At 63.3% G+C, this 26,391-nt stretch carries 22 protein-coding genes and 1 other RNA gene; 5 read left to right on the top strand and 18 right to left on the bottom strand.

Going from position 1 to position 26,391, the window contains the following annotated elements; translation table 11 throughout:
• Window positions 1-121: 121 nt before the first annotated feature.
• From E4J93_RS05610 to yhbY, 3 genes are all read left to right on the top strand, one after another.
• Window positions 122-1,486, top strand: a complete 1,365-nt coding sequence (locus E4J93_RS05610; RefSeq protein WP_147588483.1) for a PFL family protein — start codon at window positions 122-124, stop codon at window positions 1,484-1,486.
• A gap of 232 nt (window positions 1,487-1,718) precedes the next feature.
• Window positions 1,719-2,591, top strand: coding sequence for a class I SAM-dependent methyltransferase (locus E4J93_RS05605; protein ID WP_147588482.1), 873 nt, complete (start codon window positions 1,719-1,721; stop codon window positions 2,589-2,591).
• A 196-nt stretch (window positions 2,592-2,787) separates the two neighbouring features.
• Entirely contained in the window at window positions 2,788-3,087 is a 300-nt protein-coding gene (yhbY, locus tag E4J93_RS05600) for a ribosome assembly RNA-binding protein YhbY (RefSeq protein WP_147588481.1), read from the top strand.
• Window positions 3,088-3,089: 2 nt separating this feature from the next.
• On the opposite strand, the gene E4J93_RS05595 is transcribed toward yhbY, so the two are convergent.
• The 15 genes from E4J93_RS05595 to E4J93_RS05525 all read right to left on the bottom strand — a co-directional run bounded on the left by E4J93_RS05595 (window position 3,090) and on the right by E4J93_RS05525 (window position 19,472).
• Window positions 3,090-5,909 (bottom strand): BTAD domain-containing putative transcriptional regulator, encoded by a 2,820-nt coding sequence (locus E4J93_RS05595; protein WP_222705691.1) that lies wholly within the window; start codon window positions 5,907-5,909, stop codon window positions 3,090-3,092.
• Between the two features lie 676 nt (window positions 5,910-6,585).
• The gene (gene nagB / locus E4J93_RS05590) at window positions 6,586-7,317 is read right to left on the bottom strand and encodes a glucosamine-6-phosphate deaminase (protein ID WP_147588479.1); all 732 of its coding nucleotides are present in this window, start codon (window positions 7,315-7,317) and stop codon (window positions 6,586-6,588) included.
• 27 nt (window positions 7,318-7,344) lie between these two features.
• Window positions 7,345-7,842 carry a PTS glucose transporter subunit IIA gene (locus tag E4J93_RS05585; protein ID WP_147588478.1) on the bottom strand — a complete coding sequence of 166 codons (498 nt, stop codon included), beginning with the start codon at window positions 7,840-7,842 and terminating at the stop codon, window positions 7,345-7,347.
• Window positions 7,843-8,024: 182 nt separating this feature from the next.
• Window positions 8,025-8,420 (bottom strand): 30S ribosomal protein S9, encoded by a 396-nt coding sequence (rpsI, locus tag E4J93_RS05580; protein ID WP_147588477.1) that lies wholly within the window; start codon window positions 8,418-8,420, stop codon window positions 8,025-8,027.
• Between the two features lie 2 nt (window positions 8,421-8,422).
• Window positions 8,423-8,866 carry a 50S ribosomal protein L13 gene (rplM, locus tag E4J93_RS05575; RefSeq protein WP_147588476.1) on the bottom strand — a complete coding sequence of 148 codons (444 nt, stop codon included), beginning with the start codon at window positions 8,864-8,866 and terminating at the stop codon, window positions 8,423-8,425.
• Window positions 8,867-9,032: 166 nt separating this feature from the next.
• Window positions 9,033-9,908, bottom strand: a complete 876-nt coding sequence (locus E4J93_RS05570; RefSeq protein ID WP_147588475.1) for a patatin family protein — start codon at window positions 9,906-9,908, stop codon at window positions 9,033-9,035.
• A gap of 265 nt (window positions 9,909-10,173) precedes the next feature.
• Window positions 10,174-10,539: a transfer-messenger RNA gene (ssrA, locus tag E4J93_RS05565) on the bottom strand.
• A gap of 206 nt (window positions 10,540-10,745) precedes the next feature.
• Complete coding sequence (gene gatB, locus E4J93_RS05560) at window positions 10,746-12,404, bottom strand: Asp-tRNA(Asn)/Glu-tRNA(Gln) amidotransferase subunit GatB (RefSeq protein WP_147588474.1); 1,659 nt, start codon at window positions 12,402-12,404, stop codon at window positions 10,746-10,748.
• Window positions 12,401-13,894: an Asp-tRNA(Asn)/Glu-tRNA(Gln) amidotransferase subunit GatA gene (gene gatA / locus E4J93_RS05555; RefSeq protein WP_147588473.1), complete on the bottom strand. Its 1,494-nt coding sequence runs from the start codon at window positions 13,892-13,894 to the stop codon at window positions 12,401-12,403. The genes gatB and gatA overlap by 4 nt, the downstream gene beginning before the upstream one ends.
• Complete coding sequence (locus E4J93_RS05550) at window positions 13,894-14,205, bottom strand: aspartyl/glutamyl-tRNA amidotransferase subunit C (RefSeq protein ID WP_147588472.1); 312 nt, start codon at window positions 14,203-14,205, stop codon at window positions 13,894-13,896. Before E4J93_RS05550 ends, gatA begins: the two co-directional genes overlap by 1 nt.
• Window positions 14,206-14,433: 228 nt before the next feature.
• Entirely contained in the window at window positions 14,434-14,691 is a 258-nt protein-coding gene (locus E4J93_RS05545; protein ID WP_147588471.1) for an HPr family phosphocarrier protein, read from the bottom strand.
• A gap of 22 nt (window positions 14,692-14,713) precedes the next feature.
• Window positions 14,714-15,268 (bottom strand): PTS glucose transporter subunit IIA, encoded by a 555-nt coding sequence (locus E4J93_RS05540; RefSeq protein WP_147588470.1) that lies wholly within the window; start codon window positions 15,266-15,268, stop codon window positions 14,714-14,716.
• 78 nt (window positions 15,269-15,346) lie between these two features.
• Window positions 15,347-16,798, bottom strand: coding sequence for a PTS transporter subunit EIIC (locus E4J93_RS05535; protein WP_147588469.1), 1,452 nt, complete (start codon window positions 16,796-16,798; stop codon window positions 15,347-15,349).
• A 111-nt stretch (window positions 16,799-16,909) separates the two neighbouring features.
• Window positions 16,910-17,737 (bottom strand): PRD domain-containing protein, encoded by an 828-nt coding sequence (locus tag E4J93_RS05530; RefSeq protein WP_147588468.1) that lies wholly within the window; start codon window positions 17,735-17,737, stop codon window positions 16,910-16,912.
• Window positions 17,738-18,032: 295 nt separating this feature from the next.
• A complete protein-coding gene (locus E4J93_RS05525; protein ID WP_147588467.1) occupies window positions 18,033-19,472 on the bottom strand; it encodes a glycoside hydrolase family 1 protein in 1,440 nt (479 codons plus the stop codon).
• 187 nt (window positions 19,473-19,659) lie between these two features.
• Here E4J93_RS05525 and E4J93_RS05520 point away from each other — a divergent pair, with 187 nt between their 5' ends.
• Window positions 19,660-20,541: a MurR/RpiR family transcriptional regulator gene (locus E4J93_RS05520; protein ID WP_147588466.1), complete on the top strand. Its 882-nt coding sequence runs from the start codon at window positions 19,660-19,662 to the stop codon at window positions 20,539-20,541.
• Between the two features lie 7 nt (window positions 20,542-20,548).
• On the opposite strand, the gene E4J93_RS05515 is transcribed toward E4J93_RS05520, so the two are convergent.
• From E4J93_RS05515 to brnQ, 3 genes are all read right to left on the bottom strand, one after another.
• On the bottom strand, window positions 20,549-21,028 hold the full coding sequence (locus E4J93_RS05515; protein ID WP_147588520.1) for an S-ribosylhomocysteine lyase: 480 nt from the start codon (window positions 21,026-21,028) through the stop codon (window positions 20,549-20,551).
• Window positions 21,029-21,104: 76 nt separating this feature from the next.
• Entirely contained in the window at window positions 21,105-21,821 is a 717-nt protein-coding gene (locus tag E4J93_RS05510) for a YitT family protein (protein ID WP_255431933.1), read from the bottom strand.
• A gap of 479 nt (window positions 21,822-22,300) precedes the next feature.
• The gene (gene brnQ, locus E4J93_RS05505) at window positions 22,301-23,620 is read right to left on the bottom strand and encodes a branched-chain amino acid transport system II carrier protein (protein ID WP_147588465.1); all 1,320 of its coding nucleotides are present in this window, start codon (window positions 23,618-23,620) and stop codon (window positions 22,301-22,303) included.
• A gap of 215 nt (window positions 23,621-23,835) precedes the next feature.
• On the opposite strand from brnQ, the gene E4J93_RS05500 reads away from it, so the two are divergent.
• A complete protein-coding gene (locus E4J93_RS05500; RefSeq protein ID WP_147588464.1) occupies window positions 23,836-26,391 on the top strand; it encodes a ribonucleoside-diphosphate reductase subunit alpha in 2,556 nt (851 codons plus the stop codon).

Below are 26,391 nucleotides of genomic sequence, written 5' to 3'. Positions count from 1 at the left end.
GAGCAGGTAACTTCTGCATAAATTCAATCGTATGGCAGAGACCCCCTCGGGTGCACGGTAGAATGGTGAGAACCGCAAATCCAGGGATGCACGCAACCCGAGAATCCGACAGGAGAGGCGCATGTCAATCACGCCCGCCGAAATCGCCGAGACCCGTGGCATGGTCTCCAAGCAAAACCTCGACATCCGCACCATCACCATGGGCATCTCGCTCATGGGTTGCGCAGACGAGAACCTCGAGCGGATGTGCACCAAGGTGTACGACCACATCACCCGAACGGCCGAGCACCTCGTCGAAACCGCCGAGAACCTTGAGCGCGAATACGGCATCCCCATCGTCAACAAGCGCATCTCCGTTACACCCATCGCCCAGGTTGCCGCCGCATGCAGCGACGTCGACCTGGTCCCGCTCGCCCATGCGCTCGACCGCGCCGCGGAGACCCTGGGCATCGACTACCTCGGCGGCTACTCCGCCCTCGTCCACAAGGGCATCGGCGATGCCGACCGTCGCCTCATCAACTGCATCCCGCAGGCCCTCAGCGAGACGAGCCGCGTATGCTCCTCGGTCAACGTTGCCAGCCTGCGCGCCGGCATCAACATGGACGCCGTGCTGATGTGCGCCCGGACCATCCAGGAAGCCGCCCGCATCACCCAGGACCGCGAGTGCGTGGGCGCGTCGAAATTCGTTTGCTTCGCCAACATGGTAGAGGACTCCCCCTTCATGGCGGGCGCCGTCCATGGCAGCGGCGAGGCCGACGCCGTCATCAACGTCGGCGTCTCCGGGCCCGGCGTCATGGCCGCCGCCCTCGAGGAGCTGCCCGATACGGCGGACATGATGGAGGTCGCCGAGAAGATCAAGGAGACCGCCTTCAAGATCACCCGTGCCGGTGAGCTCATGAGCCGCGAGGCCGCACGTCGCCTCGGCGTGGAGAAGGGCATCGTCGACCTTTCTCTCGCCCCCACCCCCGCCGTCGGCGATTCGGTTGCCCGCATCCTCGAGATCATCGGCGTCGGCCAGTGCGGCGGCCCCGGCACCACCGCGGCCCTCGCCCTCCTCAACGACTGCGTCAAGAAGGGCGGCGTCATGGCGAGCTCGTCCGTCGGCGGTCTGTCCGGCGCCTTCATCCCGGTGTCCGAAGACGCCGGTATGATCGCCGCCGCCGAATCCGGCGCCCTGTCCCTCGAAAAGCTCGAGGCCATGACCTGCGTCTGCTCGGTCGGCCTCGACATGATCGCCATCCCTGGCGACACCCCCGTGGAGGCCATCGCCGGCATCATCGCCGACGAGATGGCGATCGGCGTCATCAACAACAAAACCACCGCGGTCCGTATCATCCCCGCCTTCGGCAAGAAGGAAGGCGAATGCGTGGACTACGGCGGGCTCTTCGGTCGCGCCCCCATCATGCGCGTCAACCCCCATGCCGGCACCGTCCTCGCCCATCGCGGCGGTCGCTTCCCGGCTCCCCTCAACTCGCTCAAGAACTAGCATCCACCCCTCTCCACGCCGCTCTCCACGCGGCCTCCGGCGAGCGCAATCGCAAGGCACACCTGGGCCGCATCCTTCGGGTGCGGCCCTTTTCCCATGCGGGGCGCCTCCCCTCACGCCCGTGTCATATGCGGGTGCTCAAGAACAGGACGGCCCGACGAAGCGGACGCTCCCCACCGGCTGCACGCAGCGTATCCGCGCATCGACCGATCGACCCGAAAGGACATGCGATATGCACGACGACATCGCAGACCCCTCCTCTATCAACTGGAGCGAAGCCTGGAAAGCTCGACAGCAGCACCGTCGCGCCGCCGACGACCCCGCCATCTGGGACCAGCGCGCCCGTCATTTTCGACCCCACGCAACCCATCCCTACAGTACCGCCTTCCTCGAGCACGCAGGCGTCCTCTCCGGCGAAACCGTATTGGACATGGGCTGCGGCGCCGGCTCCCTCGCCATCCCGCTCGCCCATAACGGAGCCTTGGTCCTGGCATGCGACTTCTCGCACGCCATGCTCGACACGCTGCGCGAGTGCGCCGAAGAAGCCTCCCTCGGCCAGCAGATCTCATGCCGCCACCTTGCGTGGGAAGATGACTGGGAAGCCTGCGGCATCGCCCGTAAATCCGTAGACGTAGCAATCGCCAGCAGATCCATCGCCACCACCGACCTCCAGGCCGCCCTGTTCAAGCTCGACCAAACAGCGCGTCGTCGCTGCTGCACCACGCTCGTAGTCGGACCGAGCCCGCGCTATGACGCTCGAGTCATGGAGGGCATCGGCATCGATGTCACCCCTAGCAACGACTTCATCTATGCCTTCAACATGCTTATAGAACTCGGTCGTCTGCCCGAAGTCTCCTATATCGTCTCCCCCCGCCTTGACACCTTCGACTCCCTCGACGAGGCCGTTGCCGACTATTCCCGCATGCTCGACGATGCACATGCCCACAAGCTTCCCGAACTGCGTTCATATCTCGCCGACCATCTTCTCGATAATCCGCATGCAGGTGAACCCGGAGGCAAAGGCAAGCCTCAAGGCGCCCTGCGGCTCGACCACGAGCGCACCGTTACCTGGGCCTTCATCTCCTGGAATCCTGCCGGCGCATAATGCCTTCCCAAGCTACCCCGACCGTCCGGTTTCGATTCGCGCCACGACACGGCACCGCCGGACCATGCCCCCTGCCTCCCCTTCTCCGCTTGCGCATTCTTTGCGAACTACCACGTATTCCCTTGTTCCCGCCGAAAGCTGCGCTACGGTAATGCATCAGTCATTTTCAAGCCATCCAGAAAGCGAGCGATCACCCATGGCCCTCTCAGGTAAGAACATTCGCCAGCTCCGTAGCCTGGCCCACCACCTCAACCCCATCATCCATATCGGCAAGTCCGACATCACCGATTCCCTCGTCAAGGAAACCGAGGCCGCACTCGAGGCACGCGAGCTCATCAAATGCGCCGTCCAGGATGGCAGCACTCTCGAGACGCGCGAGGCCGCCAACCTGCTCGCCAACAGCACCGGCGCCGAAGTCGTGCAGGTTATCGGCCATCGCTTCGCCCTGTATCGCGAGAGCAGCCGTGACGATATCGAAAGGATCGTGCTCTCCTAGCCTTACAACAAGACCCTATCCTCGTTTTCCTTGATGATGCGCTCATAGAGCTCGCGGGTCTCGCGCTCGGGCTGACCATGCAGCTCCGTACGCACATAATGGAGATGGCTTTGATACAGCTCCACGAGCTCGCGACGTCGGCCTTCAAGATCCATCACGCGCATCGCCCGGCGCACCACGTCTTCTCTTGTCGGCTCCTGCCGTATCGCTGCATTCGACAGCCAGGATGCCGACAAGAGATCGCCCTCCTCGATCGCCGCATCGACTCCCCGCATCATGCAGTCGATGAACTTAGCCTGATACATCTTCCTCATACGGACGAAGAAGCGCGTATCGCCGCAATCGGGCACGTAGAGCGGTCCCTTATACACCTCTTCCAGCTTTAGCGCGGCATCCACCACCTGACGCATGGAGACGCCCGCCCGCTGAACCAATATCTCGCGCGCCAGCGTATTGAAATCACGTATATCGGTATCCGAATACTCCCCATTCAACGCTATGCCGTCCGCCTGCGTCACGATATACTGCGGCCCCTGGTCGCGCTGGCCGAATGCCCGGCGCACCGCCGTCAGATTCACATACAGGTTCTGCCGCGCTTTTCTCGGCTCCATCTCCGGCCATAGCTCGTTCGTCAGCACCGTCTTGCTTACGAAGCTAGGAATTCCCAGCGCCAAGCGCGCCGTCAGGATCGCCGCCTTGCGACGCTTCCACACCTCGTTCGTCAAGATACGGCCACCCTGGGATACGCTGAAGCCTCCAAACAGGCTCACGTTCACCATGTCCGCATCCTCCATGCATTCACGCAGCGCGACGGAGTCCGTATGCCCCGACGACCCCTTCGTAAGCCCGTCCTCGAGCATGTACGAATTGGCCATATCGCGTGGAATCAATCGCTGCACGGATTCGGCGCGGCCTCCCAGCGCATACAGGGCAACGCGTATGCGCATGCGAAACGCCGGATCGAGCAGCTGCGCACGGTTCACCGAGAACCATGCCGACAAATCGGCATCGAAGCGCGCCACCGAAAGCTGCATCGCAGTCACCCATGCCTCCGCCGGCGTACGGGCGGTCGTTGACAGATCGCACTGCTCGGCCTCCTCGCGCACCGTCAGCCGTGCGTCCGTACGCAGTTTTGCCACGCGCTCGAGAATCTGCGCCCAACCAACCAGAAACGTCCTGCTACCATCCGATAGCTTCTGCACCTGCTGGGCACGGAAGCGCGCATTCAGGAACTGCCCCAACATCAAGAATTGCCAGCCCTCGAGCAACAACATCAAAAGCTGCTCATCCAAATTCGACTCGCGAACCGCCACGCGAGACGCATCGGAAAACGCTCGTTCATCGATCAGCGGACGTGCATGCATGAGTCGATGCACCGATGCGACCACGCGGGCGCGAGCGGCGATCGCACCCATATCGTGCGCATTCAGCAGTCTTACCAGGTTCGTCAGCCTTTCGTCGACCGACGTGTCCCATTCGCAACCGTCTACAAGCGCCCCGATATAGACACCATCGAGGTATTCGAGGATATTCGTTACGATAACGTCGTCCTCGCCCTCCTCGGGCGCGCTATACGGCATCGCCATCTTGGATGCCGATTCGCTCAGCACGCCATCCAGCCTCGACACATGGCGCTTCAAGATCTCCGCTTCGCGTACCGAGCCCGTCTCCTTATACGAATCCATAATGGCGGGCAAGTTCACAGCCCTGCAATCGCTCCACAGTCCCGATACGGCGACCGCGATCACCCAGTCCTCATAGCTTACGCACGAGGCAATCTCATGCGCGCGATGACGCAACTCGGTAGCCATCGCACGAGCGAGCTTATACTCCCCGGTAAAGAGCCCGGCCATCCATCCAGCCAACGCAACGGAAACATCCATGGTCGCCAATTGCTCTCCGTCCATATGGGCAAGCACCGACCGAATGAACTTAACATGGCCATGCAGCGCAAACAAAACGGGGAATTGCGAGATGGCTTGCAGGCATTCCGCGGTATCGCAAAGCTCTTCCAGAAGGGCTACGGCAGCATCCACGCGCCGAGCACGCATCAGCATTCTGACCGTCTTCATCGCGAATTGGCGACGAGTTTCCACGATTGATCGACGCAGCAGCGAAAGCACACCGGAATCGCTTCCCAAACAGCGAAACGCGCGCTGCTCCGCATCGTATATCACGATCGGATACTCGCGCTGCAGGCGCACGAGCAGCTCCGTATGAACCCCCATGCCGTTTCTCTCGAAGTCGGCAATCGTTCCGCTGCCCATCATCACCATGAATGCGAGCAAAACCGCGAGAGGGTCTTTACGCTCCCCCAGATCCTGCAAAACATCCTGGTACAAGGTCGCCACGGCCCGTTCAAGCTGCCCGCGCTCCCCCGACGCTCCCACACCATGCGCCTCGGCAACCAAGCACGGGATACCGCGTGTCAGCGCATAGATATCCACCGAGGGCGAGATGGCATACAGCTTGGACCATGCAGCGTATTCACGCGGCTGCACCAGCAAAAACGGAGCACCGTACTTCGTCGAGTCCGAAACCGCACGAATCAGATTCGCACTCGCCGGCGTGCACGCGATGGCGATTTTCATTCCCTCGTCCCTCATGGCCCTCAGGCGTGCCGCAACTACCTGTACTTGTTCTTTATTTAAAAGCGGCAAACCATCCAGCAGCACATACGGCGTGGGAAGGGGCGAAAGCGAATTCGAAAGATCATCAAGCAGCCCGACGAATCCCGGAGCGTCGCAGCTCGATGCATCCCGAAGCACCACGTCGCCCGTCGAGGGCATCTCGCGCAGCGTGCCGGCGCACTGCATCAACATGGATGTCTTGCCAAATCCCTTCGGCGCGCTTAAAAATACGATTCCCGCGCCATCCATCGCCGCAAGCAGCGCTCGAACCTGTTCACCTCGAACCACCAAGTGGTCCCCACGGTCGACCGGACTGCAATCACCTACTTGGCTCCCCACGGATCGCGCCATCGCACGTGCATTGGTCATCTCGTCCATTCCTTCCCCCAATCACCTCGCGTGCACGCTTACACGGTAAAGCGAATGAGGTGATCAAGGGTCAGGGATCTTCTCTCATTCGCTTTGCCGGTAAGAGAACCAATACCTGTCTGTAGGGTCACAGTTGATCCATACAGAACAGGTTTATGCACATTTGCATGCATTATCCCGTTTCCTATGGTAGCAGGTATTCAGTTGAGAGTGTAACGAGAACCCCTCGCAGAACTATAGGGACCCTTGGCATAATTTATTACCATCTTCATGGTAATTGTGATAATGAGAGGGCGATGCGCGGAGATCCACCGGTTGTTAGAAAACTGTTAGCCAGCTGTTAGTCACAATCGAATTCCCGGACCAGCTGTGGATACATCGTCGCTCGGTCCAAAGAAGCTCAAAACACAGCGAAGCCGCCCGGTCGTACATGACCGAGCGGCTTCGACAACATGGAACGATGCCTATGGCAGTTAAGCCTTCCGCCAGCAGCGCGCGCTTACTTGCAGAGCGCGAGGGCGGCCTCGTCGGCAACCAGGGTGACGTTGCCATGCAGCTGAAGAATGGAAGCGGGGCAAGCCGGGGAGATCGGACCAAAGCACATGTCGTACACGGCCTGGGCCTTCTTCTCGCCGTTGGCGACAACCAGAATGCTACGGGCGCTCATGATGGTCTGAACACCCATCGTGTACGCCTGGCGCGGCACGTCCTCGATGTTGTCGAACAGACGGCTGTTGGCCTCGATGGTGCTCTCGGTAAGATCGATGCAGTGGGTACCCTTCGAGAACGCCTCGGCCGGCTCATTGAAGCCGATGTGGCCGTTATTGCCGATGCCCAGCAGCTGGAGGTCGGGATAGCCGGCGGAAGCGACCATCTCATCGTACTCGGAGCATGCGGCGGCGGCATCCGGGTTGGCACCGTCGGGCACGTGGGTGTTGGCAACGTCGATGTTCACATGCTTGAAGAGGTTCTCATTCATGAAATAATGATAGCTCTGGGGATCATCGTGGGTGAGACCGCGATACTCATCCAGGTTGTAGCTGGAAACCTGGGAGAAGTCGAGGTCGCCCTTCTTGTAGCCCTCGACGAGAAGCTCATAGGTACCGATGGGAGTAGAGCCCGTAGCGAGGCCAAGGACGCAATTGGGCTTCAGCACCACCTGAGCGGAAATGATATTGGCAGCCTTACGGCTCATATCCTCGTAGTCACGAGCACGAACGATCCTGATCATAGTGACCCCTTTCCCTAGGATCGCGGATTACCGACTTTTGACGGCAATCAACTTGTCAAGCTCGGCAACATGGGTACCCACGCTGCCCTTGAGGCTTGCAAACTCGGCAGCGTTGCGGATGAGAACCAACACCGTGATGTCGTATCCTTCGGCGGCGATGGCCTCGCGATCAAACTCGATCAGCACATCACCCTTGGCAACGCTATCTCCCGGCTCCGCTTTCACGGAAAAGTGGCGCCCTTCCAGATTGTACGTCTCGAGACCCACGTGAATGAGGACATCGAAGCCGTCGTCAGTACGAAGGGCGGCAGCGTGACCGGTTGGAAATATGGCTTCGACCTTTGCGTCGGCAGGCGCAACCACACGGTTTCCCGTGGGCTCGATCGCAACGCCCTCGCCCAGCAAACCAAGCGCGAACGTTTGATCCTGGACCTCGGAGAGCGGTTTCACGTTGCCCGCAAGCGGAGCGCACAGCACGCGCTCGCGAACACCCAAACCAAACGACTGTAGAAGCCTACTGAACATTATTTCCCTCGATCACCCGTGCAGAGACCGTTTTGGCAGACGTCATTATCGTAACCCAAAACATCTGTGTTAGGTAGCCTATACCTATATACTGCAATGTTCTTAATATGCCATGCAATGAAAAAACGGGACCCACCGTAATGGGTGGATCCCGTCGAAGCGTGTATTTCTTGGAGAAGAAATTAGCGCTTGGAGAACTGCGGAGCGCGGCGGGCCTTCTTGAGACCGAACTTCTTGCGCTCGACGACGCGAGCATCGCGCGTAAGGAAACCAGCGCGCTTGAGGTCGGCACGGTAGTCGCCAGCGTTCAGCAGAGCACGAGCGATGCCGAGGCGCAGGGCGCCAGCCTGACCGGAGATGCCGCCACCATCGCACAGGGCGATGACGTCGAAGGAACCGAGGGTGTCGGTAACCTTGAAGGGGGCCAGGGCGCCATCGAGCAGCTGCTGACGGCCGAAGTACTCGGCAGCGTCACGCTTGTTGATGGTCACCTTGCCGGTGCCGGGGACGATACGGACACGAGCAACGGCGTTCTTGCGACGGCCGGTGCCGTAGTAAACAACGGTGTTCTCAGCCATCTTTAAGCCTCCAGGTCAATCTTAACGGGGTTCTGGGCAGCGTGCGGATGCTCTGCACCAGCGTAGACCTTGAGCTTCTTGAGCTGCTGACGACCAAGCGTGGTCTTGGGGAGCATGCCGCGGACGGCGCGCTCGATGACCTGCTCGGGGTGCTTCTCCATGGCCTGGCGGAAGCTCTCGGCCTTGAGGCCGCCATTGTAGCCGGTGTGACGGTAGTAAACCTTGTGGTCTGCCTTGTTGCCGCTAAGCTGGACCTTATCGGCGTTGATGACTACCACAAAGTCACCGCAGTCAGAGTTGGGCGTGAACTGGGGCTTGGTCTTACCGCGCAGAATAGCTGCGATCTGGGTGGCAAGGCGGCCCAGGATAGCGCCCTCGGCGTCGATGAGGACCCAGTTACGGGAAACCTCACCCTGCTTGGCGTAGTGAGTCGACTTCTGAATCACTTGACTCCTCCATGTACAGTACGTGTCTTAACAGAGTTTCACGGGGCTCTGCAAAGTAACCTGTTGAGTATACCGCTTAGGCGGCGCGAGTCAACGTGCTTTCGGCTGTCTACCAGAGTTTCTGCACAGACGGAACATGATTGTCAGCGCACATGACGGCGGTCGCCTATGCGCAGAAATCGCAGATCGCCCCTAGTAGGCGCTTACCCTCCTGGCGGCCCTGGATATACAGGCCCAGCAACTTGGTTGGATCATGCTCGATATGCCCGATCTCCACCGGCGTCGGAGGGGCAACCACGAGCGCGCGGCCCTGGCGCTCGTACTCCCAGATATGCTCGCGCTGCTCGTTGTAGCGCTCATGACGGTTCTCAAGCGCCTCCAGGAAATACGGATAGGCGCTGTAGCGGGCGCGGGCGGGACCCATGAGGTCATAGGGGCCCTTCACATACGAACGATCCTGGGTAAGCACCACGACCGCGCGGTCGAAGCCCGCCTCCTCGAGCGCGTGCTCGATGGGCACGGAGTCCGCCACGCCACCATCCTGGTACAGGTCGCCGTCGATCTCGACCGGCTGCGTCACCAAGGGAAGCGAGGTGGTGGCACGCAAGACGTCGACATCGAGCACGGCGTTGGCAACCGGAAGGTAGGCGGCCGTACCGAACACCACGTCGGTGGCTACGGCAAACAGCTTCATGGGGTTTGCCTCGAATGTCTCGTTATCGAAGGGATCGATTCGATCCTGGATATCGTTGAGCAGGAAATCGTAACCAACGATGCTGCCGCTCGTTGCGAGCGACTTCGCGCCAATATAGTTGCCGTCGTTGCAGTACGCCAGGTTGACGCGGTTCACGCGGCCGATCTGGCGCGACTTGTAATTCATACCGCTCAGCGCACCAGCCGATACGCCATAGCACGCGGCAAAATCGACGCCGTGCTCAAGCAGCACGTCGAGGACGCCCGCCGTGAACTCGCAGCGGAAGCTACCACCCTCGAGCACCAGGGCGACCTTTCCCGCGTTGGCGGCTTTTTGCTGAGCATCCATGACGATGTCCTTTCTCGGCGAGGCACATGAGCGACAACTGTTCTTCTACCACAAACACGCGCCGCGCAAACACCCTCCAGACAATCAGGACGCCGTATCCGAGCAAGCCCGAGCCCGCGGCGAGACTTGCCGGCCGTGCAGCGGGCTCGAAGGCGGGGCGCGAGCGTCGCACACGGCCCCCGAGCCCCGCCCCGGCATCGCTCCCAGCAAGATCCATACACAAGAAAAAAGCAGGTAGACGCATACATCTACCTGCTGTAACGGTTGGTGGAGGCGCGGAGAATCGAACTCCGGTCCACGAAAGCTCCCTGATCGGCATCTCCAAGCTCAGTCGCCGATTTAGATTCGGAACCGTTGCGCGCGGCAACGCGCTCGCAGGTTCCTAGCTGGTTCGATCTTATCCCGTGCCATACCGGCTACGTGCACGGGAGCATTCCCCTAACATGACGTCGCCCCGGAGTCGGGGAAATCCCCGGTTTGACGCGCCGCTAATTAATTAAGCAGCGAGGGCATACTGCCCAGAGAAATTATTGTTGTCAATTCATTTTGACGGTACCCCAGTTTAACGTGGGCGAGGAGACCACGGCTTGCTTCCTCTCTCAGAGCTATCGTGTCGAAACCAGTCGCCCCCTCGTGCGAGAGGTCTGGGCACCGCGGCCATGCGCCGCGCATGCATCGACCTGTCAAAGTACACCGCCCTCGCGGCAACGCGATGGCTGGGTTACGTATTCTACCACGTTTACGTCGTTGCTAAACCACGGAGCCGACCGCGCGCCGCGAACGTGCAGACGTGATGGCGACTCCCATCGTAACAGCCCGGCGCCACCGCGCCCCGGCCTACGACAGGCTCGCGCGCAGCAACTCGTTGAAGAGCTTGGGGTTGCCGCTACCACGGCTCGCCTTCATGCACTGCCCCACCAAAAAGCCGATGACCTTCTGGTTGCCGTCGCGATACTGCTGGGCCTGGTCGGCGCATCGCGCAAGCACCTCGTCCACGATGGGCTGCAACGCGCCCGCATCGCTCACCTGGCGCATGCCGCGCTCGTCCACGATCTTCTCGGGGTCGTCGCCGCTCTCCGCCATGGCTTCGAAGACCTCGTGCGCCTGGTTGCTCGAGATCGCGTCCTCGGCGAGCAGGCGGGCCAGGGAGGCAACCTGCGTCGGCGCGATGCCGCTCTCTTCCAACGACGCCCCCGCGGCCTTGAGATAGCCTGCCAGCTCGTTCACGATGAGGTTGGCCACCACCTGCGCCGCCTTTCCGGCAAGACCGTCGGCCGCCTGCTCGAAGAACGCCGCGGTCGCCGGGTCGCCGGCGATCTGCTCGGCGTCCGCGCGCTTGATGCCGAATGCGCCCTCGAAGCGGTCGCGCTTCGCATCGGGCAGCTCGGGCAGCTCCGATGCGCAGCGATCGATGAACTCATCCGACAAGTCGAACGGAGCCAGATCGGGGTCGGGGAACAAGCGGTAGTCGTCGGCCGTCTCCTTCACGCGCATCACCACGGTGCGCTTGCGGCTCGGCTCCCAGTGGCGAGTCTCCTGGTAGATGACGCCCCCCTCCTCGAGCACCTCGGCCTGGCGACAGATCTCGTACGCCAAGCCGTCGTGCAACGCCTTGAAGCTGTTGAGGTTCTTGAGCTCGGTCTTGGTACCCAGGGCCGTCTCGCCGCGGCGGCGCAGGCTCACGTTGCCGTCGCAGCGCATGGAGCCCTTCTCCATCGAGCAATCGGAGATGCCCAGCGTCAGGAAGATGCGGCGCAGCTTCTCCATGAACAGGCGAGCCTCTTCGGGCGTACGCAGGTCGGGCTCGGTCACCAGCTCGATCAAAGGGGTGCCGCAGCGGTTGTAATCGACCAGGCTCTCGGCAGCCGCCGTGATACGGCCCTCCTCGCCACCCAGGTGGTTGAGCTTGGCCGCATCTTCCTCCATGTGGATACGCAGAATGCGGATGGGCACGCGGTAGCTGCCGTCGTCGAAGCGCTCGGGCAGCCCCAGCTCGCCCGCACCTCCGCACGACGCGCCCTCGGGCATCTGCTCGCCCATGCTCGCCGACAGGCCCACGGCGTTGGCGCTCGCACTGGCGAGGCTGCTCGCCTCGCCCTCGCCGAACGCGCACTCCGGGCGCTCGGCGGCGCCGCGGCCGCGCACGTCCAGGTCCAACCTGCCGTGCATGCAGAACGCCACGGGCCCCTGCGTTGTCTGGAAGTTCTTGGCCATATCGGGATAGAAGTAGTGCTTGCGATAGAACATCGAGCGCTTTTGAATCTGGCAGTTGGTTGCCAGGCCCGCCTTGACGATATACTCGATCGCGCGCTCGTTGGGCACGGGCAGCGCGCCGGGCAGGCCCAGGCACACCGGGCACACGTGCGCATTGGGCTCGTCGTCATGGCTGAGCGTGCAGCCGCAGAACATCTTCGTATCGAGCGTGGTGAGCTCGGTATGGATCTCGAGGCCGATCACGGCCTCCCAGTCCTTCAGGACCTCGGCGAGCTCCTTCATGCAAGCTCACCTCCCTTCTGGGCGCAAGCGGGCGCTACGGGCGCCGCACCGAACGCGACCTCGAGTGCACGGGCATACGTGAGAAGCTCGCGATCGTGGAACGCGGGCGCCACCAGCTGGGCGGACACGGGCAGACCCGAATCCTCGCCCAGGCCGAGCGGCACGGAGATACCGCCGTTGCCCGCGATGTTGAGCGAGATCGTATACAGGTCGGACAGGTACATCTGCGTGGGGTCGGACAGCTCGCCGTGCTTGAACGCGGTACGCGGCGCGGCGGGCATGAGGATGGCGTCCACCTGCTCGAACGCCCGAGCGTAATCGCGCGTGATCATGGTGCGCGCCTTCTGGGCCGCGTAGTAATACTTGTCGTACACGCCGCTGGACAGCAGGTAGGCGCCGAGCATCTGGCGACGCTTCGCCTCCCTACCGAAGCCGTGGGCACGGGACAGCGCGCTTTGCTGCGCCAGGTTCGCGCAGTCCTCCTCCTGATAGCCGTAGCGAATGCCGTCGAAGCGGGCCAGGTTAGAGAACGCCTCCGCGGGCCCGATCACGTAATAAGCGGCGATAGCGGCGTCGAGATGCGGAAGCTCAACCTCAACGACCTGCGCGCCCTGTTGCTCCAGCTGGGCGGCCGCGCGTTCGACGGCGCGGCGCACCTCGGGCGCGAGGCCCTCGGCCTCCATGAGCGCCGGGACGACGCCCACGCGTCTCCCCGTCACGCCGTCATCCAGGTGCTCGCAGAAATCAACGGCGAACTCCTGCGAGGTGCCGTCGAGCGGATCGCGGCCGGGCGCGGTGAGCGCGTTCATGGCGAGCGCGACGTCCTCGACCGTGCGGCCGAACGGGCCCACCTGATCCAACGAGCTGCCAAAAGCCACCACGCCGTAGCGCGAGACCGCGCCGTACGTGGGCTTCATGCCCACGACGCCGCAGAAAGATGCAGGCTGGCGAATGGAGCCGCCGGTATCGGAGCCCAAGGAGAGCGCCACCTCGCCCGCCGCCACCGCGGCAGCCGAGCCGCCCGACGACCCGCCGGGCACGCGCTCGAGGTCCCATGGGTTGTTGGTGGGGTGGAATGCCGAGTTCTCGGTGGACGAGCCGAACGCGAACTCGTCCATGTTCACCTTGCCGATGGGCAGGCAGCCGGCATCGAGCATGCGCTGCACGCACGTGGCCGTGTAGACGCTCTCATACGATGCCAGCATCTGCGAGGCGCATGTGGTGCGCGTCCCGGCCAGGTTCATGTTGTCCTTGATGGCCAGCGGGACGCCGGCCAGCGGGGGCAGCGGGTCGCCGGCCGCGCGGGAGGCATCGATGCGCGCCGCCGCCTCGAGCGCGGCGTCTGCCGACACCTGCAAAAACGCGCCCACTTCGGCATCGCGGCACTCGACCGCATCGAGCGAAGCGCGCGCGACCTCGGTTGCGCCGAACTCGCCCGCCACCACGCCCGCGGCGATCTGGGCCGCCGAAAGCGAATCGATCCACGCCATCAGCAATCACCCCCTTCGCCCAGAATCGAGGGCACGCGGAACGAGCGCCCGCGCGTGGACGCCGCATCCTTGAGCGCCTCGTCGATCGGAAGCGAGCGCCCCGCGTCCGCGGCGTCCGCGCGCACGACGTTCGCAAGGTCCCCGATGGGATGGAACGTCGGCTCGACGTCTGCATCGGCATATTCCAATATGGGATCGAGCATGGCCACGGCATCGTTCAGATAGGCCGTCATCTCGGCGAGCTCGTCGGTATCCAGGGCGATGCGCGCATATTCCGCAATGCCGCGCACGTCCGTTTCGGTGAGTGCCATAGGCGCTCCTTCCGCTTGCGTACGAATGTTCACCATTATAGACATATGGCGGCCGCTTTATTGCGATGGAGCAAGCACGGGCATCGCGCGCGTCGCGGCGCATGGCCCGCTGGGTCGCGCGCCCCCAGCGGGCGCAAAAAACCGCCCCATCCATTTCCGTACGGAAACGAAAGGGGCGGTTGATGGGACCCGCTGACCACCCGGGCGCGACGGCCCCGGGCAAGACGGCTAGAAATCGAACACCGGCAGCAGCGATGCCAGCGCCTCGGAGGCGCGCGAGCCGTCCGCGCTCACCTGCAGGCGGTCGCCCTGGCGCGCATCGAGCCCCATAAGCCCCATGAGGTCGCACGCCGAGACGCGATCCCGCGTGCGGTCGAGGGCTACGATGATCTCGCACGGCCATCTGCTCGCCTCGGCGGCGATGCTCGTGGCAGGCCGGGCATGCAAGCCCGCGGGATCGGTGATTTCATAGACAAACGTCTGCATGGGCGTCCTTTCGAAGGATATGCTAGCGCGTGACCCGCAGCGCGGCGGCGCCAGCCTGAATCTCGGCGTTCGCATCGGCCGCGAGCTCGACCGACGAGAAGGCGGCGGAGTTCGATACGGCAACGATGACGCAGTCCTTATACCCCGCCGCGGCGATCGCCGCGCGGTCCATCGCCAGCAGCGGCTGGCCCGCCACCACGCGGTCCCCAGCGGCCACATACCCCGTGAACCCCTTGCCTTCGAGATTCACCGTATCGATGCCCACGTGCACGAGCACCTCGATGCCGTCGTCCGACTTGATGCCGGCCGCGTGGCCCATGGTGACCGTGACCTCGCCGGAAACGGGCGCGCGTACCACATCGGACGCGGGCCAGACGGCGCAGCCGCGACCCAGCACCTCGCTGGAAAACACCGGGTCGGGCACCTCGGACATCGCGATGAGCGTTCCGGTCACCGGAGCGCACACGATGCCCGCCCCCGCCTGGACCTCGATCGTCGCGGGCGCCTCGATGGCGACCCGAGATTCCTCGCGCTTCGACGGCGCGTCCTTCTTCTTGAACACATCGAACAAACCCATGGCACATTCCCCAATCATATGAACCGTTTTTCCTGCACGGCGGGCTCTCCCGCGAACCGCAACCGAACGGCAGGCCTCCTATCGAGCAGCAGCCGCCTGCTTATCCTCATCGCGGTAGGTCAGCCAGGTGCCCACGAACGAGATGGCCATGGCGATAAGGATGCCCACCACGAGCCAGATCACGTTGGTGACGCCCTCGGCACCCGAGGGATCGACGAAGATCGGCAGGCCCAGGATGCCGGAGAACCCGGAGGTGAACTTCTTGACGCCCATCAGGCCCACGAAGCCGCCGCCGATAGCCGAAGCGATGCAGCTGATGATGAACGGCTTCTTCTTGGGCAGGGTCACGCCGTAGATGCAGGGCTCGGTCGTACCGAAGAAGCCGGTGATGGCAGCGGGCAGCGCGATCTGCTTGAGCTTGGAATCGCGGGTCTTCAGGAAGATCGCGAACGTCGCGGCGGTCTGGGCGAAGGTGCACACCTCGCGACCGGACAGCACGGCGTCGAAGCCCAGGACGGAAAGGTTGGTAAGGACGATGGGAACACATGCCCAGTGCAGGCCGAAGATGACCATGACCTGGTAGACGCCACCCAGGAACGCGCCGCACAGCAGGCCGCCGACCATGGGGATCTCGTAGATGCTCTGGAGCAGCAGCGACAAGCCGTTGGTGACGATCGAGGCCACGGGACCGATCGCGAGGTAGGTCATGGGCACGGTCACGAGCAGCGTCGCCATGGGCACCACGAAGAATCGGATGGCGGACGGCGTAGCGGACTCGAGCTTCTTATAGAGAACCGAGGCGAACCACACGGCCAGGACGACGGGGATGACGCTCGAGGTGTAGCCGGACTGCGGCATGATCACGGGCAGCCCCAGGAACGTTGCGTAGTAGCTCATCTCGAACGGCGTGCCCGCGAGCACGGAGCCCAGCGCTTCGGCGGTGGCGCCGATGTTCACCATGGCCGGGAAGCACAGCGCGGCGCCGATGGCCGCGCCCACGAACTCGTTGATCTTGAACTTGCGAGCGGCGGTAAGGCCCAAGAAGATCGGCAGGAAGTAGAAGATACCGTCGGCAAAGGAGCAGATCACGGTGTAGGTTCCGGAGTCCTTGCTGATCCAACCCAGGAAAGCGGCGAGGCTCAGCAAACCCTTGGTCATGCCGCCCGCGGCGAGCACGGGCAGGACGGGCTGGAGGATGCCCGAGATGAGGTCGATGGCGACGTTCATAAAGGTCTGCTTCTTGGCGGGCGCGTCCTCGTCCACCGAGCCGCCGGCGTTCAAATCGCCCGCCGCGACCACGGCATCGTAGACCTCGTTCACGTGCGGCCCGATGACGACCTGGTACTGGCCGCCGGCGTGCATGATCTTCACCACGCCGTCGGTCGCCTCGAGCACCTCGTCGTTCGCCTTCGCCTCATCTTTGAGCTTGAAGCGAAGACGGGTGATGCAGTGGCCGATGCTGTCCACGTTGGCGCTGCCGCCCACGTTTTCAAGGATGACGCGTGCGAGGTCATCGTACGTTCCTGCCATGGATACGTTCCTTTCTCATCAAGGAAAATACGTTACGAACTATGCTCGACCGCACGGCACGGGCCCGGCGCCGGCGATATGAGACCAAACAAATGTTGCGAGCCCGCCGCGCTAGCGCAGGCGGTTGACGTGCATCATGAGGTAGAGGAGCTCCTCATCGGAGCAATTCCAGCCGTAGGCGGAGCACAGGTGCTCGTCGATATCGCGCGCGCATGCGTATGCCTCGGGAAATTCCCGGGAGGCGCGCCGGAACAGGCTGGAGTTCTGCGTCTGCTTGCCGCCGCCCTGCATGAGGCGGCGCATGAGGAAGCGCATGTGCGCGACGAAGCGCACGTATGCATAGGATGTGCGATCGAGCTCGATGCCGAAACGGCGCTCGATGATCTGCGTGGCGCGCTCGATCGCCGCGGTGCTCTTCATGACGACGTCCATATCCTGCACGGACCCCATGCCGTCGAGCTCGGCGTTCACCAGATGCAGCGCGATCGAGACGGCCTCGCAGCCAGGGAGCTCCGCCCCCGTGCGCCCGCGCACGATCTCGATGCCGCGGGCGCCGAGCTCGACCTCGCGGGGGTACACGAAGCGGACCTCGTTCGCCAGGGGATTCTCGAACACGATACCGTCGGCGGTTCGCTCGATGGCGTACTGCAAGTGGTCTGCCAGGGTGAATGCAAGGTTGCCCGAAAGCGCGCAATCGAGGGATTCGGCGGCCATGGCGGCGATATCGGACGCCGCCAGCAAGACGTCGTCGGACACCGACTGCAGAACCGCCCGATACTCCTCGTCCACGTGCGCGAACACGCGCTCGACCACCGACTCGTCCTCGAGCTCATACGGCATGCGGGGAAACCCGACGCCCTTGCCGAAGACAACAATCTCCTCGCCGGCGCCATCGGACGCCAGGGCCACGTTGTTGTTGATTTTCTTCAGGATGAGCATGAAAAAACTCCTCGGAACATCGCTGCGCACGAACCGGAGCCACCAGGCCCCCGCATCTTGGTGCGCAAGTGATGCCTCCCGAGGAGTAACAACCTTGCTGCAGCCATGGATGGTAGAACAGGGCCCGCAATCGCTCGGTATATCACACCGTAAACGGTAGGTATTTCACGGCGAGCGGTATGTTAGCACACGACGAACGGACGCACGCCGCCCCGTGCCCGTCGGTCGCGATCTGCGCCGCGCGCAACGGAACGCCTCCGCGGACATCGCCGGCGGGCGGGCGGTTGGATCCGCCCTACCCATCCAGGCAGGCCCCGTTCGTCGCGATGATGCGCTGATACGCATAGAACGAATCCTTCCGGCGTCGCTCGTACGTACCGGTGCCGTCATCGTATTTGTCGACATGGATGAACCCGTAGCGCTTGCGCATCTCGCCGGTGCCCGCCGACACCAGGTCGATCGGCCCCCACCAGGTGTATCCGATAAGGTCGACGCCGTCGGCCACGGCCTCGCCCATGGCGCGCACGTGGCTCTCGAGGTAGGCGATGCGGTACGGATCGTGTATCGCCCCGTCCTCCTCGACCTCGTCGAAGGCGCCCAGACCGTTCTCCACCACCATAAGCGGAATCTCGTAGCGCGCGTAGATCTCGTTGAGCGCGATGCGCAGGCCCGTCGGATCGATCTGCCATCCCCAGTCGGTGCTCTCCAGATAGGGGTTCTTGCCGCCGAACGACATGTTGCCCGCCGTCTGCTCGTGGTCCCCATGCGTGCCCACGGTTGCCGACATGTAGTACGACAGCGTATAGAAATCGACCGTGCCCGCAGCGATATCCTCAAGATCGCCCGGGCGCACATCGAGCTCGATGCCGTGCTCGGCCCAATAGCGCTTCGCGTAGAACGGATAGCGTCCGCGCACCTGCACGTCGGAGCAATACCAGTTCATGCGGTTCATCTCCTGCTGCGTCGCCAGCACGTCGACGGGATCGCACGTGGCCGCGTAGGAAAGGATGAAGCAGTCCATGTTGCCCATCTTGAACTGCGGATAGCGCTCGTGCGCCAGGCGCACCACGCGGGCGGACGCCACGAACTGGTGGTGCAGCGCCTGATAGCACTGCTGCGGCGTGACCACGACCTTCGAACCCGGGCCCTCGTAGCCTCGGATCATCGAGGTCTCGAACAGCGCCCCCATGCGCGAGGTGCCGCAGTTGATCTCGTTGAAGGTGAGCCAATAGCGCACCTTATCCTGATAGCGCTCGAACACCGTGGCGCAATAGCGCTCGAACAGGCCGATGAGCTCGCGGCTCTCCCAGCCGTTATAGAGCTCGACCAGGTGGTAGGGCATCTCGTAATGCGACAGCGTCACCAGCGGCTCGATGCCGTGAGCACGACAGCACTCGAACACGCGGTCGTAGAACGCCAGACCGGCCTCGTTGGGCGCGGCGTCGTCCCCCTGGGGAAAGATGCGGCTCCATGCGATGGACATCCGGAACATCGTGAAGCCCATCTCCGCGAACAACGCGATATCCTCCTCGTAACGATGGTAGAAATCCACGCCATCGTGGTTGGGATACAGCACGTCGGGCTTGATGTCGATCGTGATCTCGCGCGGCTTTCCGTAGCCGCCGCCGGTGAAATGATCGTCGACCGACGGCCCCCGGCCATCGACGTTCCAGGCCCCTTCAAGCTGGTTCGCCGCCGTGGCACCGCCCCAGAAAAAGTTCTTCGGAAACCGCATGGCAGTCCTCCTTGGCTGCTCGGACGCGGCCGCACCTTTCGGCCGCCCTTCATCGCACATCGTGCCAGCGCGACCCTGTGTCCGCAATAGAGATCATCGAATCCGATACTTATTTTCCAAGCTCATGATGATGGGCATGATATTTTTGATACATTCTGATACCACCGTAGGATGAAAGGCGGCCCCTATGGATATTCTGCACCGCATCGAGCATGCACGCGGCCTCACGCCGGTCGAGCAGCAACTCGCCGCCACGGCGCTCTCCCTGGCCGACCGCCTCGAAGCCTACAGCATCCAAGCGTTCGCCGAAGCGGCCCACGCCTCCATCCCCAGCGTGCATCGGTTCTGCAAGAAAATCGGGCTCTCGGGCTACAAGGAGCTCAAAGTCGAGTTCGCCCGCGCGCGGACGGGGCGCGACTCTCGCGAGGCACCGGTCGACATCAACTTCCCCTTCGCGGCACACGACGACGCGGCCGCCATCCTCGACCGCATGAATTCCGTATACGAGGAAACCCTTCGCGATACCCGGGCGCTGCTCGACCCCGATGAGCTCGACCGCGCGGCGGCCCTCTTCATCCAAGCCGACCGTATCGACATCTACACGCAGTCGCACAACCTCTATCCCGCCCAGATGTTCTGCAACCGCCTGCTTTCATGCGGCATGCCCGCCGCCTGCCACGCCGACGTGGAGCGCCAGATCTGGGGAGCGCTCGCCTCCGACGATCGAAGCGCGGCGCTGCTCATCTCGTACTCCGGCATGGCCCCCAATCTCGCCACGCTCTTACCCGTCCTCGCCGAGCGCCACGTCCCCGCCGTGCTCGTGGGGACGCCCCGCGCCGCGCGGCTCAACCCCGGCCTCGCCCATTACCTGCATGTCAGCGACCGCGAGGACCTCCAGCAGCGCATCACGCAGTTTGCCAGCCATATAGCCGTGCAATACGTGCTCGACTCGCTCTTCGCGCGCATCTTCGCCGGCAACTGGGCGCGCAGCGAGGCGTTTCTGCTGCACGCGCTCCCTCGTACCAAGCTGCCCGCGCTCAGTCGAAGCGAAGCGGAGCTACCGCGCTAGCACAAGATCAGTACGCCAGGTGCGCGTCGTCGGCCACGAGCAGCGTTTCATCCAGATAGCGACGGGCGAGCCAGCGCGCCATGGGCAGGTTCTGGTCAAGATAGTTGCCGCATTCCTCGGGGCGGGCGCCCGGAATCTCGCCCTCGAAATCGCGCACGAACTCGAACAGGCCCGTGACCAGCGGCAGGATATCGCGAGAAGCGACCTCGCCGAATACCACCAGGTAAAAGCCCGTACGGCACCCCATGGGACCGAAATAGACCACCCGGCTCGACCACTCGGCATGGTTGCGCAGATAGGTGGCGCCCAGGTGCTCGATCGTATGGAGCTCGGCGGTGTTCATGACCGGCTGGCGATTGGGCGCCGTCAGACGCAGGTCGAACGTGGTCACCACGGCCCCGCTTGCGGGATCGCGGTCCACGCGCGATACGTACACGCCCGGCTCGAGCACCAGGTGGTCGACGGTGAAACTGGCGATCTTTTCCATGTCCTGCATGATGCGCTCTCCTTCACACAAAAACGGCTGCATCAGATTCTACTCCGACGCAGCCGTATCCCCTACCCTATTCCGATCGTTCCTCGCATGGCTGGAGCGCCTCCACCGAGCCAAAGCGGGGCAGGCGGCGTTCCCGCAGGGCCTCGCCCAGCTCGTGCACGTGGTTCCACGAGATCTCTCCCACAACGTCGATAACGGCCGACGAGATCGTCACCGTGATCAGCGACCAGGCGATGCGCTCGACCGGGATATAGCTGAGCGACAACGCGAGAACGGACAGGTCGGTAAACAGATAGCAGCGCCCCACGCGCCAGCCGGTCACCTTCGAGATGGACAGGGCCAAGGCATCGTCTCCGCCGGCCGACCCGCCCTGGCGCACGACCAGACCGACGCCCACCCCTACGAACAGACCGCCCAGAATAGCCGCGATCAGCGGGTCGCCGCTAAAATCGGGCAGCATGGGCGGAAAGCTCTCCCACACGCGATAAAACCCGGCAACCGCCGTGGTGGCGATGGCGGACCAACCCAGAAACCCGCCGCCGAGAAGCTTGAACGCCACGGCATAGCAGATGATGTCCAAAACCGGCGACGCGATGGACGAGGGAACGGCGAACCACTTGTTGAGAAACAGCATGAAACCGATAACGCCGCCCTCGGTGATACCCGTGACCTCGTGAATGTTGTGGACGCCGAATGTAAAGATGGCAGCGCCCAGCAGCACGATGGCCAGCTTCTTCAAAAAGCGCGCCGCACGGAGGCGGCGCATATCCCTAGCCTGTCCCATGACGATAATCCCCCTACGATGGTTTGCCCTTCCAGCGTATCCAACGAGAAAAATGCGACCAAGGCTCGACCAGCAGAGTACACGACAGCTCCATATGTCCGATTTCGGACTATTGGCAATGGTTTTGGTTTCCAACGGCGAAACTGAATAATAATTCCCATCTTCTGCATATAGATAATGGACATCCGTTTTCATTGTCGACCACAAGGCCCTGAACGCCGGATGCAATGGCAGAAAATGCAAATTTTGAGTCCATGGCAGCGTTGCGAAGGGGTCCTGCGGGCACCTGGAGAACCCCGCCCTGCCACCCGGACGGCGAAACGCCCTCGCATTTCGAGCTTTAGCCGCCGAAGCATACCTTTTATTTCACATGTGTAGAGCAAAACGCGGGCCCCCGAATATACATTCGGGGGCCCGCGTCTTCGAAAGACTCATTTATTGCTTTTACTGCCACCGGCGATGCCGAACGGTGCGTCCGGCTACGCCTTCTCGCGCGCAGCTTCGATCCGCGCATGAATTACACCGAGAACCACGCCCAGCAGCGCGGGCAGAACCCATCCCATGCCAAGCGACGCCAGCGGGATCGCGTCGAACGGCAGCCAAGCGCCCGTGAAGAACGCATCGCGCACGCTCGTCGCCACGCTCACCAAAGCGGTAAGGCCCACCACCCAGGGCCAAAGCTGCGGAAGCCGGTCGCACGCCGTATGCAGCAACCCCATGAGCACCAGCACGATGGCAATGGGGTACATGGAATTGAGCAACGGCACCGAGAACGCCAGGATGGCATCGAGGCCGAAATTGGAAACCACGCAGGAGAACACCGCGAAGCCAAGCGCCCACATCTTGTACGGAACACGGGGGAACACGCCGGCGAAATACGTTCCGCAGCAGCTGATGAGGCCGATGCAGACGTTCAAGCAGGCAAGCAGGAAGATCGCGGCGACAAGCACCAAGCCCACGGTGCCGAAATGCAGGGACGCGGAAGCGCTCAAGATGGCGGCGCCGTTGGTAAGCTCCGGCTGCGCGACGCTCAGGTTGGCGCCCACCGCGGCGAGGCCGCAATAGATGAGCGCCATGAGGATGCCGGCGAACAGGCCCGCGCGCGACACCTCGCGCGTGAGGCCGGCGTCGCTCGTTACGCCGAGCTCGCGGATATTAGTGGCGATCACGATGCCGAACGTGAGGCTGGCCAGCAGGTCCATGGTCTGGTAGCCCACCAGGAATCCCTGCATGCCCGCACCCTGCGCGTACGCGCCCTGGGCTGCGGCCACGCCCTCGGGGGCGGGGCTGAGCAGCGCGGCGCCCGTGACGGCGATGATGAGCGCGATGAGCGCGGGACCGGTCACGCGGCCCAAAAGATGCGTCAGGCGCCCAGGGTGCATGGCCAGCAGGTACGCCGCCACGAAAAATGCGATGGAAAACGCCAGGCGGCCCGCCTCGAGCGGAACCCCGACGGGAAGCAGGGGCTGTAGCATCTCGAACGACGTCGAAGAGGTGCGCGGGATCGCCAGGCAGGGGCCGATCGCCAGGTAGACGGCGGCCACGAACACGCTTGCGAATACGGGGTGCACGCGCGAGGCTAAATCGCGAATGGTTCCCGCAAGCGCCACTGCTATGATGCCGAGCACGGGCAATCCGATACCCGCCAGCAGGAATCCAACCATGGCGGGAACGCCTTCGGAGCCCGCCTGGAAGCCGACGAGCGGAGGCAGGATAAGGTTTCCCGCACCGAAGAACATCGAGAACAGCGTGACGCCCACAAGAACCGATTGCCGTGGGCTTAAAGCCTGCTTTTCCATGGCCGCTCCATTCACGTCGAGATTGCGCCGGCGTATTAGGGATGTACTCTATCAAACTCCCCCTGCGCGATGGGTACAAACTTCTCGATGACTCCCGTTGTTAATAAGAAGGGACCATCGCCCGCCGTTTCGCGTCCTATAAATGAGATAGTTTTGGTAGCATAGTTAGCCACATGAAACGAATCGAACCAATACGCTTGAAAGGAACCACGCGCATGCAGCAAACCGCATCCACCGCAACCGGACCGCGTGCCGCGCAGATCACGAAGCGCGACGGCCGCGTCGAGAGCTACGACGGCAGCAAGATCCGCGTAGCCATGCAGCGCGCCTTCGCCGACATCGACCAGCAGGCTGCCGACGAGCAGCTCGACGAGCTGCTCTCCTCCGTCGAGGACGCCATGGGGCGCACCGGGGCGCGCAGCGTGGAGGAGATCCAGGACCTCGTCGAGCGCACGCTGATGGAACAGGGCTACTACGACGTCGCAAAAGCCTACATCCTCTACCGCCACGAGCGCGCCGAGCAGCGCGGGCTCCGGGCGGGGATCGCCCGCGCGGCCGGCGACTCCGGACTCGAGCCCGTCCTGGAGCGCATCGCCCGCGACTTCCCCGAACCCGCCTACAGCCTCGACCAGCTCGACCATCGCTTCCAGTCGTTCGCGAAGCCGGGCATGTCCATCGAGGACCGGCTCGACGCCCTCACCAAGGCCGCCGTCGAGCTCACCTGCCAGGAGGCGCCGCGCTGGGAGCTCATCGCCGGACGGCTGCTCGCATTCTCCGCGCACCGCGCGCTCAGCCGCGCCGAGGCGCGCCGGGGCCTGGCGTCGCTGTACGACAAGATCCGCTTCCTCACCGACGAGGGCCTCTACGGCCCGTATATCCTCGAGAGCTACGCGCGCGCCGAGATCGACGAGGCGGCAGGGTTCATCGACGACTCCCGTGACGAGCTGTTCACCTACGCCGGCCTTGACCTCGTGCTCAAGCGCTACACCGTTCGCTCGCACGACCACGAGGTGCTCGAGAGCCCGCAGGAGATGTACCTGGGCATCGCGCTGCACCTGGCCATGCGCGAGCCGGTCGACCGCCTGGGATGGGTGCGCCGCTTCTACGACATGCTGTCGCGCCTCGAGGTCACCATGGCCACGCCCACGCTCTCCAACGCCCGCAAGCCCTACCACCAGCTCTCCAGCTGCTTCATCGACACCGTGCCCGACAGCCTCGCCGGCATCTACCGCAGCGTCGACAACTTCGCCCAGGTCTCCAAGTACGGCGGCGGCATGGGCATGTACCTCGGCAAGGTCCGCGCGACCGGCGGCTCGATCCGCGGGTTCTCCGGCGTCGCCGGCGGCGTGATCCGCTGGATCCGCGTCATCAACGACACCGCCGTCGCCGTGGACCAGCTCGGCATGCGCCAGGGGGCCGTCGCCGTCTACCTCGACGCCTGGCACCGCGACCTGCCCGAGTTCCTGCAGCTGCGCACCAACAACGGCGACGACCGCATGAAGGCGCACGACGTCTTCCCCGCCATCTGCTATCCCGACCTCTTCTGGCGCATGGCCGACGAGGACCTCGACCAGTCCTGGCACCTCATGTGCCCGCACGACATCCTCACCGTGAAGGGCTACGCGCTCGAGGACTACTACGGAGAGGAGTGGGAGCGCCGCTACCTCGATTGCGTGGCCGACCCGCGCATACCCAAGCGCACGCTCTCGATCAAGGACATCGTCCGCCTCATCCTGAAGAGCGCCGTCGAGACCGGCACGCCCTTCACCTTCAACCGCGACGCCGTGAACCGCGCGAACCCCAACCCCCAGGCGGGCATCATCTACTGCTCGAACCTCTGCACCGAGATCGCGCAGAACATGAGCCCCATCGAGGAGGTCTCGTGCGAGGTGCGCACCGAGGACGGCGACACCGTGGTGGTCAAGACCACGCGCCCCGGCGACTTCGTCGTGTGCAACCTGGCGAGCCTGTCGCTCGGCCGCCTGCCCGTGGCGGATGCGCCCAAGCTGCGCGAGACCGTCCGCACCGTGGTGCGCGCGCTGGACAACGTAATCGACCTCAACTACTACATGCTTCCGTACGCCGAGATCACCACCAAGCGCTATCGCGCCATCGGCCTGGGCGTCTCGGGCTACCACCATATGCTCGCCGTCAACGGCATCGCCTGGGAGAGCGACGCGCATCTGGAGTTCGTCGACCGCGTCTTCGAGGATATCAACCGCTTCGCGATCGAGGCCTCGTGCGACCTGGCCGCCGAGCGCGGCGCCTACCAGCTCTTCGAGGGCAGCGACTGGGATAACGGCGCGTACTTCGAGAAGCGCGGCTACACGGGCGAGGCATGGGACGCCCTGGCGGCGCGCGTCCGCGAGCAGGGCATGCGCAACGGCTACCTGCTGGCGGTCGCCCCCACCAGCTCGACCTCGATCCTGTCGGGCACCACCGCCGGCATCGATCCCGTCATGCGCAAGTTCTTCCTCGAGGAGAAGAAGGGCAGTATGCTGCCGCGCGTGGCCCCCGAGCTCTCCCCCGCCACCTACTGGTACTACAAGCCCGCGCACCACATCGACCAGACCTGGAGCGTCCGCGCCGCCGGCGTGCGCCAGCGCCACATCGACCAGGCCCAGTCGATGAACCTCTACATCACCAACGACTACACCATGCGCCAGGTGCTCGACCTCTACCTGGAGGCATGGCGGCGCGGCGTGAAGACCATCTACTATGTACGCAGCAAGTCCCTCGAGGTCGAGGAGTGCGAGAGCTGCTCCAGCTAG

The sequence above is a fragment of the Collinsella sp. BA40 genome, assembly GCF_008014645.1.
Taxonomy (GTDB): domain Bacteria; phylum Actinomycetota; class Coriobacteriia; order Coriobacteriales; family Coriobacteriaceae; genus Collinsella.
This window is presented reverse-complemented; position numbering and strand designations above follow the sequence as displayed.

What these genes read in the sequence shown, in the direction of transcription:
- E4J93_RS05500 (WP_147588464.1), top strand. Translation starts at nt 23,836, where the DNA reads ATGCAGCAAACCGCATCCACCGCAACCGGACCGCGTGCCGCGCAGATC.
- gatA (WP_147588473.1), bottom strand. Translation starts at nt 13,894, where the DNA reads ATGGCGTGGATCGATTCGCTTTCGGCGGCCCAGATCGCCGCGGGCGTG.
- E4J93_RS05520 (WP_147588466.1), top strand. Translation starts at nt 19,660, where the DNA reads ATGGATATTCTGCACCGCATCGAGCATGCACGCGGCCTCACGCCGGTC.
- E4J93_RS05610 (WP_147588483.1), top strand. Translation starts at nt 122, where the DNA reads ATGTCAATCACGCCCGCCGAAATCGCCGAGACCCGTGGCATGGTCTCC.
- E4J93_RS05530 (WP_147588468.1), bottom strand. Translation starts at nt 17,737, where the DNA reads ATGCTCATCCTGAAGAAAATCAACAACAACGTGGCCCTGGCGTCCGAT.
- E4J93_RS05515 (WP_147588520.1), bottom strand. Translation starts at nt 21,028, where the DNA reads ATGGAAAAGATCGCCAGTTTCACCGTCGACCACCTGGTGCTCGAGCCG.
- E4J93_RS05540 (WP_147588470.1), bottom strand. Translation starts at nt 15,268, where the DNA reads ATGGGTTTGTTCGATGTGTTCAAGAAGAAGGACGCGCCGTCGAAGCGC.
- E4J93_RS05550 (WP_147588472.1), bottom strand. Translation starts at nt 14,205, where the DNA reads ATGGCACTCACCGAAACGGACGTGCGCGGCATTGCGGAATATGCGCGC.
- E4J93_RS05510 (WP_255431933.1), bottom strand. Translation starts at nt 21,821, where the DNA reads ATGGGACAGGCTAGGGATATGCGCCGCCTCCGTGCGGCGCGCTTTTTG.
- E4J93_RS05570 (WP_147588475.1), bottom strand. Translation starts at nt 9,908, where the DNA reads ATGGATGCTCAGCAAAAAGCCGCCAACGCGGGAAAGGTCGCCCTGGTG.
- E4J93_RS05605 (WP_147588482.1), top strand. Translation starts at nt 1,719, where the DNA reads ATGCACGACGACATCGCAGACCCCTCCTCTATCAACTGGAGCGAAGCC.
- yhbY (WP_147588481.1), top strand. Translation starts at nt 2,788, where the DNA reads ATGGCCCTCTCAGGTAAGAACATTCGCCAGCTCCGTAGCCTGGCCCAC.
- E4J93_RS05595 (WP_222705691.1), bottom strand. Translation starts at nt 5,909, where the DNA reads ATGTTGATGCAGTGCGCCGGCACGCTGCGCGAGATGCCCTCGACGGGC.
- nagB (WP_147588479.1), bottom strand. Translation starts at nt 7,317, where the DNA reads ATGATCAGGATCGTTCGTGCTCGTGACTACGAGGATATGAGCCGTAAG.
- brnQ (WP_147588465.1), bottom strand. Translation starts at nt 23,620, where the DNA reads ATGGAAAAGCAGGCTTTAAGCCCACGGCAATCGGTTCTTGTGGGCGTC.
- E4J93_RS05525 (WP_147588467.1), bottom strand. Translation starts at nt 19,472, where the DNA reads ATGCGGTTTCCGAAGAACTTTTTCTGGGGCGGTGCCACGGCGGCGAAC.
- gatB (WP_147588474.1), bottom strand. Translation starts at nt 12,404, where the DNA reads ATGAAGGAGCTCGCCGAGGTCCTGAAGGACTGGGAGGCCGTGATCGGC.
- rpsI (WP_147588477.1), bottom strand. Translation starts at nt 8,420, where the DNA reads ATGGCTGAGAACACCGTTGTTTACTACGGCACCGGCCGTCGCAAGAAC.
- E4J93_RS05545 (WP_147588471.1), bottom strand. Translation starts at nt 14,691, where the DNA reads ATGCAGACGTTTGTCTATGAAATCACCGATCCCGCGGGCTTGCATGCC.
- E4J93_RS05535 (WP_147588469.1), bottom strand. Translation starts at nt 16,798, where the DNA reads ATGGCAGGAACGTACGATGACCTCGCACGCGTCATCCTTGAAAACGTG.
- E4J93_RS05585 (WP_147588478.1), bottom strand. Translation starts at nt 7,842, where the DNA reads ATGTTCAGTAGGCTTCTACAGTCGTTTGGTTTGGGTGTTCGCGAGCGC.